13 protein-coding genes are annotated in these 17,922 nt (G+C 74.8%); 2 read left to right on the top strand and 11 right to left on the bottom strand.

What is annotated here, in order from left to right:
• Positions 1-92 precede the first annotated feature (92 nt).
• From ACIPSE_RS22030 to ACIPSE_RS21995, 8 genes are all read right to left on the bottom strand, one after another.
• Positions 93-1,304, bottom strand: coding sequence for an ROK family protein (locus ACIPSE_RS22030; protein WP_401664822.1), 1,212 nt, complete (start codon positions 1,302-1,304; stop codon positions 93-95).
• A 209-nt stretch (positions 1,305-1,513) separates the two neighbouring features.
• Entirely contained in the window at positions 1,514-2,596 is a 1,083-nt protein-coding gene (locus ACIPSE_RS22025) for a Gfo/Idh/MocA family protein (RefSeq protein ID WP_401664820.1), read from the bottom strand.
• The gene (locus tag ACIPSE_RS22020; RefSeq protein ID WP_401664819.1) at positions 2,581-3,237 is read right to left on the bottom strand and encodes a ThuA domain-containing protein; all 657 of its coding nucleotides are present in this window, start codon (positions 3,235-3,237) and stop codon (positions 2,581-2,583) included. The genes ACIPSE_RS22025 and ACIPSE_RS22020 overlap by 16 nt, the downstream gene beginning before the upstream one ends.
• A 105-nt stretch (positions 3,238-3,342) precedes the next feature.
• Complete coding sequence (locus ACIPSE_RS22015) at positions 3,343-5,391, bottom strand: SWIM zinc finger family protein (RefSeq protein WP_401664817.1); 2,049 nt, start codon at positions 5,389-5,391, stop codon at positions 3,343-3,345.
• 797 nt (positions 5,392-6,188) lie between these two features.
• Positions 6,189-9,005: an SNF2-related protein gene (locus ACIPSE_RS22010; protein ID WP_401664815.1), complete on the bottom strand. Its 2,817-nt coding sequence runs from the start codon at positions 9,003-9,005 to the stop codon at positions 6,189-6,191.
• 125 nt (positions 9,006-9,130) lie between these two features.
• The gene (locus tag ACIPSE_RS22005; protein ID WP_401664813.1) at positions 9,131-9,715 is read right to left on the bottom strand and encodes a sugar kinase; all 585 of its coding nucleotides are present in this window, start codon (positions 9,713-9,715) and stop codon (positions 9,131-9,133) included.
• On the bottom strand, positions 9,712-10,860 hold the full coding sequence (locus tag ACIPSE_RS22000) for an ROK family glucokinase (protein WP_401664811.1): 1,149 nt from the start codon (positions 10,858-10,860) through the stop codon (positions 9,712-9,714). The genes ACIPSE_RS22005 and ACIPSE_RS22000 overlap by 4 nt, the downstream gene beginning before the upstream one ends.
• Before the next feature lie 173 nt (positions 10,861-11,033).
• Positions 11,034-11,783, bottom strand: coding sequence for a GntR family transcriptional regulator (locus ACIPSE_RS21995; protein WP_401665047.1), 750 nt, complete (start codon positions 11,781-11,783; stop codon positions 11,034-11,036).
• Positions 11,784-11,900: 117 nt separating this feature from the next.
• On the opposite strand from ACIPSE_RS21995, the gene ACIPSE_RS21990 reads away from it, so the two are divergent.
• Positions 11,901-12,902, top strand: a complete 1,002-nt coding sequence (locus ACIPSE_RS21990; RefSeq protein WP_401664809.1) for a Gfo/Idh/MocA family oxidoreductase — start codon at positions 11,901-11,903, stop codon at positions 12,900-12,902.
• 31 nt (positions 12,903-12,933) lie between these two features.
• Here ACIPSE_RS21990 and ACIPSE_RS21985 read toward each other — a convergent pair whose 3' ends face one another.
• Genes ACIPSE_RS21985 through ACIPSE_RS21975 form a run of 3 tightly spaced genes read right to left on the bottom strand, consistent with a single transcriptional unit; the run spans position 12,934 to position 15,949 of the window.
• A complete protein-coding gene (locus ACIPSE_RS21985; RefSeq protein ID WP_401664808.1) occupies positions 12,934-14,118 on the bottom strand; it encodes a cytochrome P450 in 1,185 nt (394 codons plus the stop codon).
• 50 nt (positions 14,119-14,168) lie between these two features.
• Positions 14,169-14,843, bottom strand: a complete 675-nt coding sequence (locus ACIPSE_RS21980) for a response regulator (RefSeq protein WP_401664806.1) — start codon at positions 14,841-14,843, stop codon at positions 14,169-14,171.
• A 50-nt stretch (positions 14,844-14,893) separates the two neighbouring features.
• Entirely contained in the window at positions 14,894-15,949 is a 1,056-nt protein-coding gene (locus ACIPSE_RS21975) for a hypothetical protein (RefSeq protein WP_401664804.1), read from the bottom strand.
• Positions 15,950-16,119: 170 nt separating this feature from the next.
• On the opposite strand from ACIPSE_RS21975, the gene ACIPSE_RS21970 reads away from it, so the two are divergent.
• On the top strand, positions 16,120-17,916 hold the full coding sequence (locus ACIPSE_RS21970; protein WP_401664803.1) for a caspase domain-containing protein: 1,797 nt from the start codon (positions 16,120-16,122) through the stop codon (positions 17,914-17,916).
• Positions 17,917-17,922 lie beyond the last annotated feature (6 nt).

Genomic DNA, 17,922 nt, shown 5'->3' with positions numbered 1-17,922 from the left:
TCACATCTCGCGGAATCGCACGCGAGTGGGGCGCAACCCCGTGCAGGGCGTCCCAGGTTGTGATGAGGTCGGGGAGAACCTTCACGTCCGGTTCACGCCAGGAGCAGGGATCGGGGCTGCGCGGACAGGGCCCGGTCCAGGACGAGAGAGGCCGCGCCGATCGCGGCCACGTTCTCGCCGAGGGCGGTGGACAGGACGGCCGTGGGGTGGGTCGCCCGGACGAACGGGGAGCGGGCGACCATGGGTTCGATCGTGGTGCGCAGCCGCCCGGCGAGGATCTGCCAGACGGGCCCGCCGAAGACGATCGTGTCGACGTCGAGGAGGGTCGCCGCGGCGCACACGCCCCGGCCCACGCGCTGTCCGAGGCGCTCGACGACGCCGTCGGCCACGGAGTCGCCGGCGGCGGCGAGCGCGGCGAGCCGTGCCACGCCGGGCTGGGCGTCGGCCGGATCGGCGACGGCGTACTCGGGGCCGAGGACGCCCAGGGAGAGCGCCTCGTCTACGAGGACACGGGTGGAGCAGGCCTCGACGAGTCCGCCGATCTCCCCCGCGTTGCCGGACACCCCGCGCACCACGGTGTCCTCGACGACCAGGCCCATTCCGGCGCCGGTGCCGAGGTAGCAGAACAGGAGGTTGCGGCTGTCGGCGGCGGTCCCGGCCCAGCGTTCCGCGACGACCGCGGCGGTGACGTCCTTGTCGAGCAGCGCCGGGAGACCGGTCGCCGCGCCGAGCCGGTCCCGCAGCGGATAGCGGCCCCAGCCGTGCAGTTCGGGCGGGTCCACGACCCGGCCCGCCGCCGTGTCGACGGGTCCCGGCGCGGCGATGCCGAGGCCGAGGACCCGGGCCGCGTCGACGCCGGACTCCTCGACCAGGCCGTTCACGGTGGCGGCCATGCCGGCGACGGTGCCGTCCGTGTCCCCGCCGCTGGGGGTACGCCGGCCGCGGTGGGCGACGACCGTGCCCAGCAGGTCGACCAGTACGCAGGTGATCACGGCCGGGTCGAGGTGGATGCCCACCGCGTACCGCGAGGTCGGGACGGTCTCCAGGAGGGTGCGCGGCTTCCCGCTGCCGATGTTGCGCTTGCCGGACTCCCGGGCCAGGCCCCGGTCCAGGAGCCGGCGGGTGATGTTGGAGACGGTCTGCGCGGACAGGCCGGTGGCGTGGGCGAGTTCCACCCGGCTCAGGCCGCCCGGATGGCGGCGGATGGCGTCGAGGACGACCGACTCGTTGAAGTCGCCCATGCGCGGCAGGTTGGTGCCGCGCCGGATCGCGGGAGGTTCGGCGCCCTCCTCCGCGGCTTTCACGCCTCACGCCTTCGGGAAGCGCGGGGTGACCTGCCCGCCCGCGCGGCGGGGACGGGTCCGGTGACCTCGAACCAGCTGGTGTCCGGCCGGGCCTCGACCAGAAGCCGGTCGTCGTGCACGGGGGTCTCCTGGGGTCGGTCGGTCGCCCGGTGGGCGAAGTGGGGTACCGGTCAGGAAGGTCACGCCGTTCGGGCCGCGGGCCGCGGCGATCAGGGACCGAAGTGGGGTACGGGGGACGGGCGTTCGCAGGTGCTGGTCACCGTCAGGGAGCGGCCTTGGTCCGCCGCGTCCGTGAGGGTGAGCATGATGTCCAGGACGTGCGCGGCGAGTTCGGCCGACGCCCGGTGCGGGCGCCCGGCGGCGAGCGCCTCGGCGAGGTCGGCGAGACCGACGCCCCGGCCCGCGTCCCGGTACCCGGCGGACACCGGCAGCGTGTGCCAGCCGTCGCCCCGGTTGAGCTCCACCGCGCCGTCGAAGCCGTTCGGGTCGGGCAGCGACAGGGAGGCGTCGGTGCCGTGCACCTCGATGCGCGGCAGCCGGGCGGCCCGGACGTCGAAGCTCATCACCAGCGTGGACAGGGCACCGCCCGCGTGCTCCAGGACGCCGGTGACATGGGTGTCGACCTCGACGGGGAAGGTGTGCCCGGCGCGGGGGCCGCTGCCGACGGTGCGGCGCGGGCGGGGCCGGGAGGAGGCGCCGACGACCCTGACGACCGGGCCGAGGAGGTGGACCAGGGCCGAGAGGTAGTAGGGGCCCATGTCGAACAGGGGGCCGCCGCCGGTCTGGTAGTAGAACTCGGGGTCCGGGTGCCAGGCCTCGTGTCCGGCGGTGGTCATGAAGGCGGTGGCCGCGACCGGTGTGCCGATCAGCCCGTCGTCGACCGCCTTGCGCGCGGTCTGGGTGCCGGTGCCGAGCACGGTGTCGGGCGCGCACCCGACCCGAAGCTCCGCCGCCCGTGCCGCCGCCAGGAGCGTCTCGGTCTCCTCGCGGTGCGCGGTCAGCGGCTTCTCCCCGTACACGTGCTTGCCCGCGCCGAGGGCCGCGAGTGCCACCTCGGCGTGGGCGGCGGGGATCGTCAGATTGAGGACGGCGTCCACGTCGTCCCTGCTCACCAGGGCGGCGACGGTGGGCGCGGGCGACGCCCCGGTCCGCTCGGCGACGGCCCGCGCGCGGTGCGGGTCGAGGTCGGTGACGGCCGTCAGCCGCAGGGAGGCGAGGTTCTCGAAGGTCGCGAGGTAGGCCCCGCTGATCTTCCCCGCGCCGATCAGACCGACCCTCAGCGGCTCGCCCACAGCAGCCCCCGCTCCGTCAGCGCGCGGACCTCGGGCACGTCGAAGTCGTCGGGCTTGTGCCCGATGGTCGACACGAACACCCGGCCCGCGCCCCAGGTCCTGGTCCACACGGCGGGCATGACGGCGGGCCGGTCGCGCAGTTCGTCGGGCGGGAAGGTGGTGGTGGCGAGGACGTCGATGTGCGGGTCGGTGAGGACCCAGTACCGCTCGGAGTGCACGCGGAAGTCGGCCAGGCCCGCGATGACCGGGTGGTCGGCGTGCTCGGGCGAGAACTCGTAGGTGTGGTCGAGGAATCCGGGCGGGTGCATCACGAACTTGCCGCCGGTCAGCAGGTGGTAGCCGTGGTCGTGGAAGGAGTCGACGATGCCGCCGTGCCAGCCGGCGAATCCGGTGCCCGCGCGGACGGCGGCGGTGAGACGGGCGACCTGGTCCTGCGTGATGGTCCCCATCGTCCAGCACTGCACGATCAGGTCGGTCGCGGTGAGCCGTTCGGCGTCGTCGTACACCGCGAGGTCGTCGGCGGTCTCGACGGCGAATCCCCGCTCCTTGAGGAAGGGGACGAAGGTGTCGGTGATCGTGACGGGCAGATGCCCGTCCCAGCCGCCGCGGACGACGAGCGCCCGCCGTGTGTCGCTGCCCAAGTGACTGCACACTCCCTGGCTCTTGGTCGACGCAAGGAACAGAAAGGGGAGTTGGAGGGGACGGGTCGCCTGCCCCGCGAACGTACGAACCGCCCGCCGCGTTTGTCAATACGATGGATTAACCGGGTCCTCGGAGGTGCCGCCGAGGCCCGTGAGGGCGCCGACGGGGTCGAGGTCGGGGGTGCCGCGGGGCCACCAGTCGTCGGAGCCGGGGTCCGCACCGGGGTCGGACTCGTAGGCGTACCAGAGGCCGTCCCGGCCGAGGCGGAGCTGGAGGTGGCCGCGCGGGTGGGTGAGGCGGTTGCGCCAGGGGCGGAACGCCGGGAGGTCGGCGGCGAGCAGCAGTGGCCGGGCCCGGTCGAAGCGGCCGGCCGGCGGGTCCCAGGGCTCCTCCAGGACGGCGAGCCCTTCGAAGCCGCCCTGCCGCCAGGCGGCGACCGCGCGCGCCAGGTCGGCCGGGGTGCGGCCGGCGGCCGAGGCGAGGGAGGCGTAGAGCGCGCGGGTGGCCGCGGTGAGCCCGGAGCCCGGGCGGGCCGCCGCGATCCGTACCGCGTCCTGCCACAGCGTCAGTTCGGCGACCGGGTCCCGGCCGGTGGCCAGCAGCGCGTGGGCACGCGCGGCGGCGTCGGTCGCGAGCTGGTCCAGGGCGAGGGGGTCCGGGCCGCCCGGGGCCGCCGGGTAGGCCGGGGGCTGCTCGGGGTGCGCGGGGACGGGTGACGGTGCGGGCAGGGGCGGGAGCCGCCGGGGGGCGAGGGCCTCCGTGGCGCGGACGCCGGGCAGGGCCGCCGGGGTGTGCTCGCGGGCGGCGCGGGCCGCGCGGGCGGCGCTCAACCGGGAGAGCGCGTCGAGCAGTTGGCGTTCGCCCCGGCCGCGCAGCAGGAGCAGCACGAAGGGGTCCGCGTCGAGCAGCCTGGCCGTCTGGTAGCAGAGGGCCGCGGCGTGCTTGCAGGGGTGGCCGTGGTCGGGGCAGCTGCACTGCGGGGCGAGATCGCCGGGGCCTGGCAGCAGGCGCACCCCGCCGTTCTCGGCGAGCGACTGGGGCATCTCCTTGTCGAGGAGGGCCGCGATACGGCCGGGGCGCTCGGCGGCTAGGTCCAGGAACCGGGCCCACGTCTCGTCGTCGAACGTCCGCAGCCGGACCTGTACGCGGTAGGGGCGCGGGCGGCTGCCCTGTACGTAGGCGAGCACCAGCCCCGGCGTCACGGTGATGGCGTCGACATGCCCCTGCTCCGCGTAACCGCGCCCGCGGGCCAGCCGCTTGGGATCGAGCGCGCCCTCTTCCAGCGCGTCCACCCACGCGTTGCCCCACCAGGTCTCGGCGAAGCCGCCTTCCGGCGCGGCGGAGGGCGCGAACGCGGGGAAGGTACGCCGCAGTTCGCCGTCCCGGCCGGGAGCGGCCATGGAGGGGCGAGGGGTGACGGGGGCCGTGCCCCGGTCGGGCGACGGGTCGGATTCAGAGGCGGGCTCAGGCGCCAGGGCAGGGGCCGGGGCGGCCGGACCGGGAACGGCCTCGTCCGCGGAGGCGTCCTCGTCGCGGGGCATGACGAAGGCGGTGGCGAGGAACTCCCGTACGTCACGCGCCCGTTCGTCGGCGGCTCGCCCCTGCGGGCGGCCTCGGGGCGAGGGGTCCGGACGGCGCGACCGCCTGCGCTCTCCCCCGCCGCCGCGCCCTGCCTCCCCGGCCCCCTGGACCGCCCCGCCCTCCCGTGCCGGCCTCGCCTGGGCACGAGCGGCCCGCAGGGCCTCACGCACACGGTCGGCGGGCTTGCCGGTGACGGCGGGCGCGCCTGTGGCGGTAGCCGCCTCGGCGCCGGTGGGCTGCTCGGCGGCGGTGGGCGTTCCGGCGGCAGACTCCACGGCGGCCGTGGCCGACTCGGGGTCGGCGGACTTGTCGGCGTCGGCAGGCTCAGCAGCCTCGGCGGGCTCGGCGGCCTCGGCGGGCTTCCCAGCAGCACCGGTTGGCTCGGGGTCCGGGGCATCCCAGGTGGCGGCCGACTCCCGCGCGGTAGCGGACATCCCGGCTGCGGTTCGCAGGGCAACGGCCGCTGCCTCGGCGTCGGCGGGCTTGCCGGTGGCGGACTTTCCGGCAGCGCCGCCCGACTCAGGGCCGAGGGTGCCCCAGGTGGCGGCCAACTCCCGCGCGGCAGCGGACATCCCGGCGGTGGACCGCCCAGGGGTGGTGCCCGCCTCAGCGTCACCGGGTTCGCCGGCAGCGTCGGCCGACTCGGTATCGGCCGGCTCGTCGGCCGAAGCCAACTCCCGCGTGCCGGTGGGAATCCCGGCGGCGGATACCCCGGCAGCGGAAGCCACCCCGGCGTCAGCCGCCCTGCCGACGACGGCGGACTTCCCGGCGGCGCCGGCCGCATCGACGCCGGCCACATCGGCGCCAGCCGCATCGGCGTCAGCAGACTTACCGACAGCGGCCCTTCCGGCAGCGCCGCCCGACTCAGGGCCGGGGGTGCCCCAGGTGGCGGCCGACTCCCGCGCGGCAGCGGACCTTCCGACGACAGGGCGCCCAGCAGCGCCAGCCGACTCGGCGGCAGCCGATTCCCCCGCAGCGGTGGACGCCCCAGCCGGGCCCGTCGCCTCCGCGGCAGCCGACTCCCCGGCGGCGGTTGGGTCCAGGACGGCCGAGGGCGGCGCGGCTGGGGTTCCACCGGCGGCGCCCCGTTCGGAGGGGTCCTTCGGGTGTCGCGGGTCGTCCGGACGCTCCGTCGGGTCCCCCTCCCCCGGTGTCGCGTCGGGGTGGGGGCGTTGCGGGGTCGGGGGGCGGGTGGCTTCTCGTCGTTCCGCGACCGCTCGGCGCAGAGCGGCGCGGGCGGCGTCGCCGGGGCGGGCCTCCGCGGGGGCCGGGGCTGTTCCGTCCCCGGTGGACCTCGCCTGCTCGGCGGCCCGGCGTTCCAGCGCCTCGCGCAGCGCCTTGCGGGCCTCGTCGGCCGGGCGGGGCGGCGTCATGACGGCCTCCGCAGGGAGACGAGGGCGGAGAGGTCGCGGTCGCTCAGTTCGGTGAGGGCGGACTCGCCGGAGCCGAGGATCGCGTCGGCCAGCGCCCGCTTGGATGCGAGCATCTCGGCGATGCGGTCCTCCACCGTGCCCTCGGTGATGAGGCGGTGGACCTGGACGGGCTGCGTCTGCCCGATGCGGTAGGCGCGGTCGGTGGCCTGCTCCTCGACGGCCGGGTTCCACCAGCGGTCGAAGTGGACGACATGGCCCGCGCGGGTGAGGTTCAGACCGGTGCCCGCGGCCTTGAGGGACAGCACCAGGACCGGGGTGGCGCCGTCCTGGAAACGGTCCACCATGCGTTCCCGCTCCGGGATCGGTGTGCCGCCGTGCAGCAGGTCCACCGGGACAGCGCGGGCCTGAAGGTGGGAGGTGATGAGTCTGGCCATGCCGACGTACTGCGTGAAGACGAGCGCGGAGCCGTCCTCGGCCAGCACGGTGTCCAACAGCTCGTCCAGCAGGGCGAGTTTGCCGGAGCGCAGCGCCAGCCGGTCGGCTCCCGTCCCGGCGTCCTCCTTCAGGTACAGCGCGGGGTGGTCGCAGATCTGCTTGAGCGCGCCGAGCAGTTTCAGCACCAGGCCCCGGCGGGCGATCCCGTCGGCCGTCTCGATGACGTGCATCGACTCGCGGACGACCGCCTCGTAGAGCGAGGCCTGTTCGCGGGTGAGCGGGACGGGGTGGTCGGTCTCGGTCTTGGGCGGCAGTTCGGGGACGATGCCGGGGTCGGACTTCTTGCGGCGCAGGAGGAAGGGGCGCACCAGGCGGGCCAGCCGCTCCACCGCCTCCTGGTCCTCACCGTTCTCCACGGCACGCGCGTGCCGGGCGCGGAAGGACTTGAGGGGGCCGAGGAGGCCGGGGGTGGTCCAGTCGAGCAGGGCCCACAGTTCGGAGAGGTTGTTCTCGACGGGGGTGCCGGTGAGGGCCACGCGCGCGGGCGACGGGATCGTGCGCAGGGCCTTCGCGGTCGCCGAGTAGGGGTTCTTGACGTGCTGTGCCTCGTCGGCGACGACCATGCCCCAGGTCTGCTGGGCGAGGAGGGGCGCGGCCGACCGCATGGTGCCGTACGTGGTCAGGACGAAGCCGCCGTCGAGGCCGTCCAGGGTGCGGTCGGCGCCGTGGTAGCGGCGGACGGGGACGCCGGGGGCGAACCTGGCGATCTCCCGCTGCCAGTTGCCGAGCAGCGAGGCGGGGCAGACCACGAGGGTCGGTGCGGGCCGGTCGCGCTGGAGGTGCAGGGCGATGAGCGTGATCGTCTTGCCGAGGCCCATGTCGTCGGCGAGGCAGCCGCCGAGGCCGAGGGAGGTCATGAGGTCCAGCCAGGCCAGGCCCCTGAGCTGGTAGTCGCGCAGGGTGGCGCGCAGACCGGGGGGCGGCTCGGCCGGGCGTACCCCTGTCGTGAGGCGGTCGCGCAGGGCGGCCAGCGCGCCGACGGGCACCGCCTCGACCGTCTCGCCGTCGACCTCGGCGGTGCCGGTGAGCGCGGCGGACAGGGCGTCGACCGGGTCGAGCAGGCCCAGTTCGCGTTTGCGGGCCTTGCGGACGAGCGCCGGGTCGACCAGCACCCAGCGGTCCCGCAGCCGGACGACGGGCCGGTGGGCCTCGGCGAGGGTGTCCATCTCGGCCTCGCTGAGGAGGTCGCCGCCGAGGGCCAACTGCCAGCGGAACTGGAGGAGTTCCTCGCTCTCGAAGAAGCCCGTGCCGTCGGTCGCCGAGCCGGGCGCGGGCCGGACGATCGCGGCGGCGGTGAGGTCCTGGGCGAGGTCCCGCGGCCAGTGGACGGCGACGCCGGCCGCCGCGAGGCGGGTCGCGGCGACCCCGAGGAGGTCGCCGAGCTCGCCCTCGGTCAGGGCGAGCACGTCGGGCACGTCCTGCTCGCCGAGCCGGTCCAGGGGCGGCCACACCCGGGCGGCCCGGCGCACCGCCAGGGCGGCGTCCACGCGCGCGCGGGGGCCGAACACGGTGTCGGCCTCGCCGGACCAGAGGGCGGCGGCGTCGGCGACGAGGGTGGGGTCGGCGAGGCTGTGCACCTGGACGATCGCCGCACCGGCGCTGCGCACCGGGTCGCCGGAGTCGAACAGCTCGTAGGCGGACAGGTCGAGGCGGAGCGAGATCCGTACGCCCGCGTCCATCCCGGCGGCGACCTCGGCGGCCCAGTCCTGGGCGCCGGGCAGCCGCTGGGGCCTGCGGTCGGCGAAGGGACGGCCCGAGGCGAGGGGGGCGGCGGGCGTGCGCGGGAGGGTGTCGGCGACGGCGTCGAGGAAGGAGCGCATGAGCGACTCAGGGGTGGGCAGCCGCAGCGGGCCCGGGCCGGGCAGCGGCACCGCGTGGCCCTCGGGGGGCAGGGCGGCGGCGATGGCGCGCAGGTGGGCGATGTCCTCCTGGTCCAGAGGGCCGGCGCGCCAGGCGTCGTGGCCGGTGGGAGTCAGTCCGGGCAGGAGCCGGCCGCGCGCGACGAGCCGCAGGGCGTGCAGGGCGGTCGCGCCCCAGCAGGCGGTGGCGGGATGGGCGGCGGGGTCGCGGCGGGCCCGGACGAGCAGGGGCAGGGCGTCGGCGACGGCCAGGGTGCGCGCGGGGGCGGTGCGGCGGCGGACACCGGCGCCGTGCCGTCGTACGACGGTCAGCTCGGTGAGGTCCGGGGAGTCGTCCGGGAGGGGTTCGCCGTCCGGGGACCAGAAGGCGATCCGGCCCTCGCGGGGCAGCGGCGCGGGCAGGAAGACCGCCGCGAGGCGCGCGGAGACGGATGCGGTGCCGTCGGCGCTGCCGTCCATACGTCCTGCCCCCTCCCGTCCCGTGTGCCGGATCGAACGTCTACGACTCTACGGGCGGGCTCTGACAATCGGCCCCGGCGACCGGCCGGGGCCGGGTGTTCACGGGACTGCGCGCGGGGGCGGGCCTACGGAACCGTGCGGGAGACGACGTACACCATCGGGTAGTTCGGGTCCGCGGTGTTCACGACGATGTCCTGGGTGGGTGCCGGGTCCTTCTGCTGGTGGACGAGGCCGGACCAGGAGCCGGGGCCGGTGAACCTCCAGCCGGTGACCTTCTGGTCGCGGGCGCTGATCGTGATGTCGTCGGCGACCAGGTCGTCGCGGCCGACGCCGACGCCCGCGAGGAAGGCGTCCAGGCCCGCGGAGGTGGTGCGGAACTGGACGTAGAGGCGGCTGGTGCGCCAGTTGTTGGTCTCGTAGTAGGCGACCTGGTCGGCGGGGTGCGGGACGGGCACCTGGTAGAGACGGCGCTGCACCTTGGAGGGCCAGCCCTCGCTGAGGCCGGTCGCCGAGTACTTCTCCTCCTTGTCCTTGCCGCTGTCGCGGCTCTGGTTGGCGGAGATCACCAGATAGCCGGCCGGGACGCCGATGAGCAGCACGATGATCAGCAGGGTGAGGGCCCGGCGGCGGTTGCGGTGGCGGCGGTCCTCGGGCGGGCGCGGCGGCTCGTCCGGGGAGGCCGTCGCCTGGCGCGGCAGCGATGCCGTCACGGGGACTCCCGGTAGGTGCGGCGGGCCTCGGTGAAGCGCTGGTAGCGCTCGTGGCGCTCGACGCGGCGGCGGTTGGCGCGGCGGAAGCGGCGGGCGACGAGGCGGGCCAGGTCGGCGGCGCCGACCATGCCGGCCTCGGGGCCGAGCTGGGCGCGGGTGATGCGGGCCTCGGGGCGGTAGCCGCGGCCGGTGAGCTGGCGTTTGAAGGCGTCGCGCGCGGGGGCGATCAGCAGTTCGTCGGCGGCCGAGACGCCGCCGCCGATGACGAAGCAGGACGGGTCGAGGGCGGCGGCGAGGTTGGCGATGCCGACGCCGAGCCACTGGCCGATGTCCTGGAGCAGTTCGATGCACATCGCGTCGCCGTCACGGGCCAGCTCCGTGATCATCGGGCCGGTGATGTCGCCGATCTGCCCCTTGACGTGCTCGATGATCCCGTACGCCACCGGGGAGTCGGCCGCCGCCAGTTCCTTGGCCTCGCGGACCAGCGCGTTGCCGGAGCTGTACTGCTCCCAGCAGCCGCGGTTGCCGCACGGGCAGCGGTGGCCGCCGGGCACGACCTGCATATGGCCGAACTCGCCGGCGACGCCGTACTTGCCGCGCTTGACCTGGCCGTCCTCCAGTATGGCGCCGCCGATGCCGGTGCCCAGGGTGATCATGACCAGGTGGTCCTCGTCGCGTCCGGCGCCGAAGCGCCACTCCGCCCAGGCGGCGGTGTTGGCGTCGTTGTCGACGAGCACGGGGACGGACAGGCGGCTGCTGATGCGGTCGCGCAGCGGTTCGTTGCGCCAGGACAGGTGGGGGGCGAACAGGACCCGGTTGCGGTCGGCGTCGACCCAGCCGGCCGCGCCGATGCCCACCGCGTGCACGTCGTGCCGGTCGGAGAGGTCCAGGACCAGTTCGACGATGGTGTCCTCGACGACCTTGGGGCTCTTGGACTTGTCCGGGGTCTCCGTGCGGAGCTTCTCCAGGATGTTGCCGTCGGCGTCGACGACGCCCGCCATGACCTTGGTGCCGCCGATGTCGATGCCGACCGTCGGCACCCGGGGTGCGGTCAGGTGCGAGCGGCGCTCACGGGTGCCGACGGTACGCAGGACCGGGGCCCGGCGGGAGCCGATGGGGGCGCTGAAGTCACGGTAGGTGCTCATCGGGCTCGATTCTGCCTCACCGTCCGTACGGGTGCTGTACGGGGAAACACAAGGGGCGCGCGCCCGTCGGGCACATTGTCCTGACATTGCGACCAATCCACCCCGGTGCCGGTCCGGCCGACGGCAGGCCGAAGCCGCGCCGGAGCGGGCGTCGAGCGCGGCACGAGCGGCCGTCAGGGGCGGACGAGCAACTGGAACTCGAACGAGTAGCGCGTCGGCCGGTAGGTGTGCGTGCCGAACTCGACCGCGCGGCCGGTGTCGTCGAAGGTGACGCGCTGCATGGTGAGCAGCGGGGCGCCCTCCTTCTCGGCGAGCCGCTCGGCCTCGGCGGCGGTGGCGGCGCGGGCGCCGATGGACTGGCGGGCGCTGTGCAGGGTGATCCCGGCGGTGCGCATCATCCGGTACAGGCCGGTGGCCTCCAGCTGCCCGGTGTCCAGGTCGAGCAGTCCCTGCGGGAGGTAGTTGCACAGGTACGCCATGGGCTCGCCGTGCGCGAGGCGGAGGCGTTCGACGCGGTGCACGTCGCTGTCCTCGGCCACGCCGAGCGCCGCCGCGACCTCGGCGGTCGCGGGGACGACGGTGTTGACGATGACCTTGGTGGCCGGGCGCTGCCCCGCGGCCTCCAGGTCGTCGTAGAGGCTGCTGAGCTCCAGGGGGCGCTTGACCTGGCTGTGCACGACCTGGGTGCCGACACCGCGGCGGCGCACGAGGAGGCCCTTGTCGACGAGCGACTGGATGGCCTGGCGGACGGTGGGCCGGGACAGGCCGAGTCGGGCGGCGAGCTCGATCTCGTTGCCCAGGAGGCTGCCGGGTGTGAGGCTTCCGTGCTCGATCGCGGCCTCCAGCTGCTGGGAGAGCTGGAAGTACAGGGGCACCGGGCTGCTCCGGTCCACGCTGAGGTCGAGTGTGACGGTCGGGTCCACTTCTGGTTTCGGCACGGCCCGAGCGTAGCCCGGCGACCGGTTGACGGGAAGTTGTGTAGTCAGATTGTCCGGACATACGCATTGACAGCGGGGCGCCCACGGCCACACTTTGTTCACATGCGCATCGGGGTCATCGGTACGGGCCGCATCGGCACCATCCACGCGAACACATTGAGCCGCCATCGCGACGTGGGGTCCTTGATCCTCACGGACGCGAACTTCTCACGGGCCCAGGACCTGGCCCACCGGCTCGGGGAGACGGCGGCGCCGGGGGTGGACGAGATCTTCCGGTGGGGCGTGGACGCGGTGGTGATCACCACCGCCACCTCGGCGCACGCGGAGCTGATCGGCCGGGCCGCGCGCTCGGGGCTGCCGGTGTTCTGCGAGAAGCCGATCGCCCTCGACCTGCCGGGCACCCTCCAGGCCATCGAGGAGGTGGAGACGGCGGGCACGGTCCTTCAGATGGGGTTCCAGCGCCGCTTCGACGCCGGGTACGCGGGCGCCCGCGAGGCCGTGCGGTCGGGCCGGCTCGGTCGGCTGCACACCGTCCGGGCGCTCACCTCCGACCAGGCGCCACCGCCCCCGGAGTGGCTGCCGGTCTCCGGTGGCCTGTACCGCGACACCCTGATCCACGACTTCGACATGCTGCGCTGGGTGACCGGGCGCGAGGTGGTCGACGTGTACGCCGCCGGGTCCGACGCCGGTCCCGCCATGTTCCGTCAGGCGGGCGACGTCGACACGGCCGCCGCGGTCCTCACCCTGGACGACGGCACGCTGGCCACGGCGACGGCGACGCGGCTGAACGGCGCCGGGTACGACGTCCGCATGGAGCTGGCCGGGGAGCTGGACCAGGTCGTGGTCGGCCTGGACGACCGCACCCCCATCGCCTCCACCGAGCCCACCGGACCACCCGCCGCGGACAAGCCGTGGATGGGCTTCCTGGAACGCTTCGGGCCCGCCTACGAGAACGAGCTCACCACGTTCGTCGAGGTCGTCCGGGGCGAGCGCCCCAACCCGTGCGACGGCCGCGAGGCCCTCCAGGCGCTGCGGATCGCGGAGGCCTGCGAGGTGTCCCGGCGCGACAGACGCCCGGTGCACCTGGCGGAGCTGCCCGGCTGAGCACCCCGCCGGCCGCTCCCCGCAGCCGCGCTCACCAGCGCACCGGCAGGCGCCGCATCCCCCGCATCAGCATCCCCGGCAGCCACGGCCCGTGGGGTCCGTCCAGGGCGAGGTCCGGGGCCCGTTCCAGCAGTGTGCGCAGGGCGATGCGGCCCTCCAGGCGGGCCAGGGGCGCGCCCAGGCAGTAGTGGATGCCATGGCCGAAGGCGAGGTGGCCCCGGGTGTCGCGGCGGATGTCGAAGCGGTCGGGGGCCGGGTAGCGGGCGATGTCCCGGTCGGCGGCGGTGAGGCCGATGAGGACGGCGTCGCCGCGCGCGATGGACGTGCCGGCGATCTCCAGGGGCTCGGCGGCGAAGCGGAACGTGGCGTTCTCCACCGGTCCCTCCCAGCGCAGCGTCTCCTCGACGGCGCCGTCGACCAGGCTCATGTCGGCGCGCAGGGCGGCCAGCTGGCCGGGGTGGGTGAGCAGGGCGAGGACGCCGTTGGCGATGAGGTTGACCGTGGTCTCGTGGCCGGCGATCAGCAGGAGGAAGGCCATGCCGCGCAGTTCCTGCGGGGAGAGCCGGTCGCCGTCCTCGGCGGTGGTGCGGATGAGGTCGCCGAGGAGGTCGTCGCCCGGGCCCGCGCACCGCTTGTCCTCGATCAGCTCCGTGAGGTACTCGGCGAGCCGTACGAACGCGTCGTACTCGCTCTCGGCGCTGGTGGGGGCGACGGCCTCGCCGGAGATCTTCCGGAACTCCGTCCGGTCCATCTCGGGGACGCCCAGGAGTTCGCAGATGACCGTCAGGGGCAGCGGACAGGCCAGGGACCCGACGAGGTCGGCGCGGCCGTGCGGGAGCATCGCGTCGAGGAGGTCGTCGGTGATCCGCTGGATCCTGGGCCGCAGCTCCTCCACCCGCCGCATGGTGAAGGCCCGTGAGACCAGGGAGCGCAGCCGGGTGTGCTGCGGCGGGTCGGTCACCAGCAGATGACGGCCGATCAGCTCCTCGTCGAGGAAGGTCATGCCGATCGTGCGGCCGTCCTTGGTGAGCCGCGGATCGGCGAGCGCCGCGCGCGCCTCCTCATGACCGACGACGAGCCAGCTCTCGTGATGCGCGTCGGGCCGCGGCAGCCGCACCCGGTGCACCGGCCCGCGCTCGCGCAGGAGCGCGTACACGGGATGCGGGTCCTCGCGGAACCCCTCGCCGTACTCGTCCAGATCCACCACGGCAGTCATACGACACCTCTCCCCCGTCCCCCGCCCCTTCCAACGGACGGCGGCGGCGACTAGTGCCCGTCCTCGTCGTCCAGAAGTCCGGCGTCGTGGGCGAGCAGGGCGATCTGCACCCGGTTGTTGAGGCCGAGCTTGGCGAGGATGCGGGAGACATGGGTCTTGACGGTGGCGACGCTCATGAACAGCTCGGCGGAGATCTCCGCGTTGGACAGGCCCCGGCCGACCGTGACGGCCACCTCGCGTTCGCGGTCGTTGAGACCGGCGACGCGCGCGCGGGCGCGCGTCCGGCGGGTGTCGGCGGCGGTACCGGCCGCGTGCCGCATCAACTGGCGGGTGACGGTGGGCGACAGGACGGGGTCGCCGGCCGCGACGCGCCGCACCGCGTCGACGATCTCGGCGGGCGGCGTGTCCTTGAGGACGAACCCGGCGGCGCCCGCGCGCAGGGCGCGCAGGACCTGGTCGTCCGCGTGGAAGGTGGTCAGCACGACGACCTGCGGGGCCTCGGGCAGGGCGCGCAGCCGTTCTGTGGCGGTCAGGCCGTCCGTGCCGGGCATCCGGATGTCCATCAGGACGACGTCGGGGCGGGCGCGGTCGACGAGCGCGTCCACGTCCGCGCCGTCGGCCGCCTCGCCGACGATCTCGATGCCGTCGGCCCCGCCGATCATCAGGGACAGGCCGGCCCGGACCAGCGGGTCGTCGTCGACGAGGAGCACTCTGATCGCGGTCATGGGCCACACGTAATCACGGTTCGGCGCCCCGGCGTCCGCGAAGCCCGCCCTCAGCCCCGTAGCCGTACCCCGAACCGGTCGCGCAGCCGCCGCATCTCCCACCAGGCCACGGCCGTCACCGAGAGGGGGCCGCCGAGGAAGGCCAGGACGGAGACGGCGGGCGGGCCCGGCGGCATGCCGAGGGGGAGGCTGAGCAGCGCGAACTCCCACACCAGGACGCAGGTGAGCAGCGCGGGCAGCGCCCCGTGCACCTCGGCGGTGTTGAACCCGGTGCGGACGGCGGGGCCGACGGCGAAGGCCAGGAAGCACAGCAGCCACAGGAAGGGCGCGATGAACGCCAGCGAGAGCCAGGGCAGGTCGGCCGCGGACTCCGGTGTCGGCGCGGCCGGGTCCTGGCCGAAGGCGATGGCGCCCCAGCCGGTGAGCCCCACCGCGGCCACCGCGCCGAGGAACCACAGCGTCGACCGCACGGCGGCGCGCACATGGCGGCGCATGTGGGTGCGCAGGTCGGAGGAGGCCCAGCGGTACAGCAGCCAGATCACCACGGGTGTGCTCAGCAGGAGCAGCACGGGGGTGACGAAGAGCCGCATCGTGAACTGCTCCTGGGCCTGGCCGATGTCCTCCGGCTTGCCGTACACGGCGAGGAGCAGTCCGGACATGGCGAGCGCGCTCCAGGCCCGCGCCTTCTGGATGCGGACGACGGCCGGGTCGTCGTAGCGGCGCCGCAGACGCGGCGGGAAGACGCGGTGCGCCCGGCTGCGGGCCGAACGGGCGAACACATAGGTGATCATCAGCGGGTAGACCACCATCCAGAAGCAGGGCAGCAGCAGCAACGCCCAGGTGGTCGGGGCGATCCGGTCCCGTCCGCCGCGCAACAGGACCCGCAGGGGCGGCCATTCACCGTGCCGGAACGTGGCGAACAGCCCCGCGGGCCGGGGCTGCGGCGGGACGTACGGATAGGGATTCGGGTACGGATCCGGGTACGGGTTCGGCTGGGGCGGTACGTACGGCCCGTTGCCCGGTGGCGGTGGCTGCTGGGGCGGATACGGTCCCCCGTTGGGCGGCCACTGCGGCTGGTACGGATTTCCAGGTCCCCCGAAACTCACGCTGCTGTTCCCTTCGGTGCTGGTGGTGCCACGGCCGCTCATACATCAGCCGATCCGTTCACTCCAGTCAACTCCGTTCACTGCGAAGAATCCGGGCAGAACACGGGAACGACCCGCACACGCCCGGGAATCGCCCAGCCGGTACCCGCAGGCACTGGCATGATCCGGGGATGCGGACCGTGTACGCGCTTCTCGTGGGCATCGACGACTACCCGCGAGGAGCCCTGCGCGGCTGCGTCAACGACATCCGGGCCGTGCGGCGTTGGCTCCGCTCCCGCTCCGTCCCTCCGGTCGACGTACGGACCCTGTACGACGGTCAGGCCACCCGGGAGGCCGTACTGGAGGGGCTGCGGGGGCACTTGGGGCGCGCGGGGGCGGGTGACACGGCGTTGTTCTGGTTCTGCGGTCACGGCACCCGGCGCCCTGACGGCGATCCGCGCTCGGCGTCCGGCTGGTCGGAGGCGCTGGTGTGCCACGACAGCCCTCTCCCGGGCGGGCAGCCCCTGCTCCGGGACGGCGAACTCGGCGCGCTGCTCGATGGGATCGCGGCGCGCGGGACACATGTCGTCGCCGTCCTGGACTGCTGCCACGCGGGCGGCGCGACCCGCGAGGGCGTCCGCGGCACGGAGTGGCGGCCCTGGTGGTGTCCGGAGGCGGGCACGCGCGCGGTGCGGCCCGGGCCTCGGCGTCACACGCTGCTCGCCGCGTGCCGTCCGGACGAACGCGCCCACGAGAGCGACGTCGAGGGGCTGGTGCGCGGGGACTTCAGCCACGCGCTGCTGAACGCCCTGGACCGGCTGGGTCCCACGACGACCTGCGGCAAGCTGCACGCGTCCGCGCACGGCGCCCTCGCCCCGCGGCAGCGTCCCGAACTCCACGGCACCGGCTCCGCCCGCTTCCTGGGCGGTGACGACCGTACGGACTCCGCGTTCCTGCTGCGGCACACGCGGGCGGGCTGGGAGGTCGACTGCGGGAAGGCGCACGGGCTGCGGGCGCCGGGCGCCGAGTTCACCGTGCTCGGCGAAGGCGCCCCGCGCACGGTCGCCGTGCGGCGGCTGCGGGCCGAGTCGGCGCTGGTGGAGCCGGTGGACTGGCAACCGACGCCGGTGGAGCGGGAGTCGGTGTTCGAGGTGACGCCCTCCGCCCTCGCCTTCGCCCCGACGGCCGTGGCGGTCACCGGTGAGCCGGGGGCCGTTCAAGCGCTGCGGGAGGCGGTGGCGGGAGTGGCCGGTCTCGCGCCGGCCGACGGGGACGGCGACGGGCCTCTGCTGCGGGTCGACGTGGGCGCCGACCGGGCCAGGGTGTCGGGCGGGGCGGGGCATCCGGTGCCCGAGCTGCCGCTGCGGTCGGCCGCCGATGCCGCCCGGGTCGTCGACTGCCTGGTGCACCTGGCGCGTTGGCATCGCCTCCTCCAGCTCTCCAACCCCGACCCGTGGTTGTCGTCCCGGGTCCGGGTGAGCGTCGAGCCGACCGGGGTGGGCGCTCTGCGGCGCACCCCGGACGGCGAGGTGGTGTGCGGGTACACGCGGGACGGCCGTGAACCCCAGGTGACGGTGCGCCTGCACAACGACTCGGGGCGCCGGTTGTGGTGCGTGCTGCTGGATCTGACGGACGGCTACGCCTGCTCGCCGGAGCTCTGCGAGGGCGAGTTCGTCGGTCCGGGCCGGTCCGGGACCGCGCGGGGCGGCGCGCCCGTGTGGCTGCGGCTGCCGCCCGGACGGGCCCTGGTGCGCGGGGCGTCCGCCCGGGACTGGCTGAAGCTGATCGTGACGGAGCACGAGCTGAACCCGGCGCCCTTCGGGCTCCCCGCCTGGCCCACCGGCCCCGGCACCACCCGCGACAGGGTCTCCGCCCTGGCCCCCTTGCGTCTCACCGCCCCCGCCACCGCCCGGGACATCGGCCGCACCGGCCCCTCCGTGGGCCGCTGGGGCACCGTCCAGGTCGCGGTGCGCACCGAGGTGACCTGAGCCGGT

This window comes from Streptomyces sp. NPDC090106, assembly GCF_044747265.1.
In the GTDB taxonomy this organism is placed as follows: Bacteria; Actinomycetota; Actinomycetes; order Streptomycetales; family Streptomycetaceae; genus Streptomyces.
The sequence above is the reverse complement of the archived record's forward strand: the minus strand, read 5'-3'. Positions and strand labels throughout refer to the sequence as shown.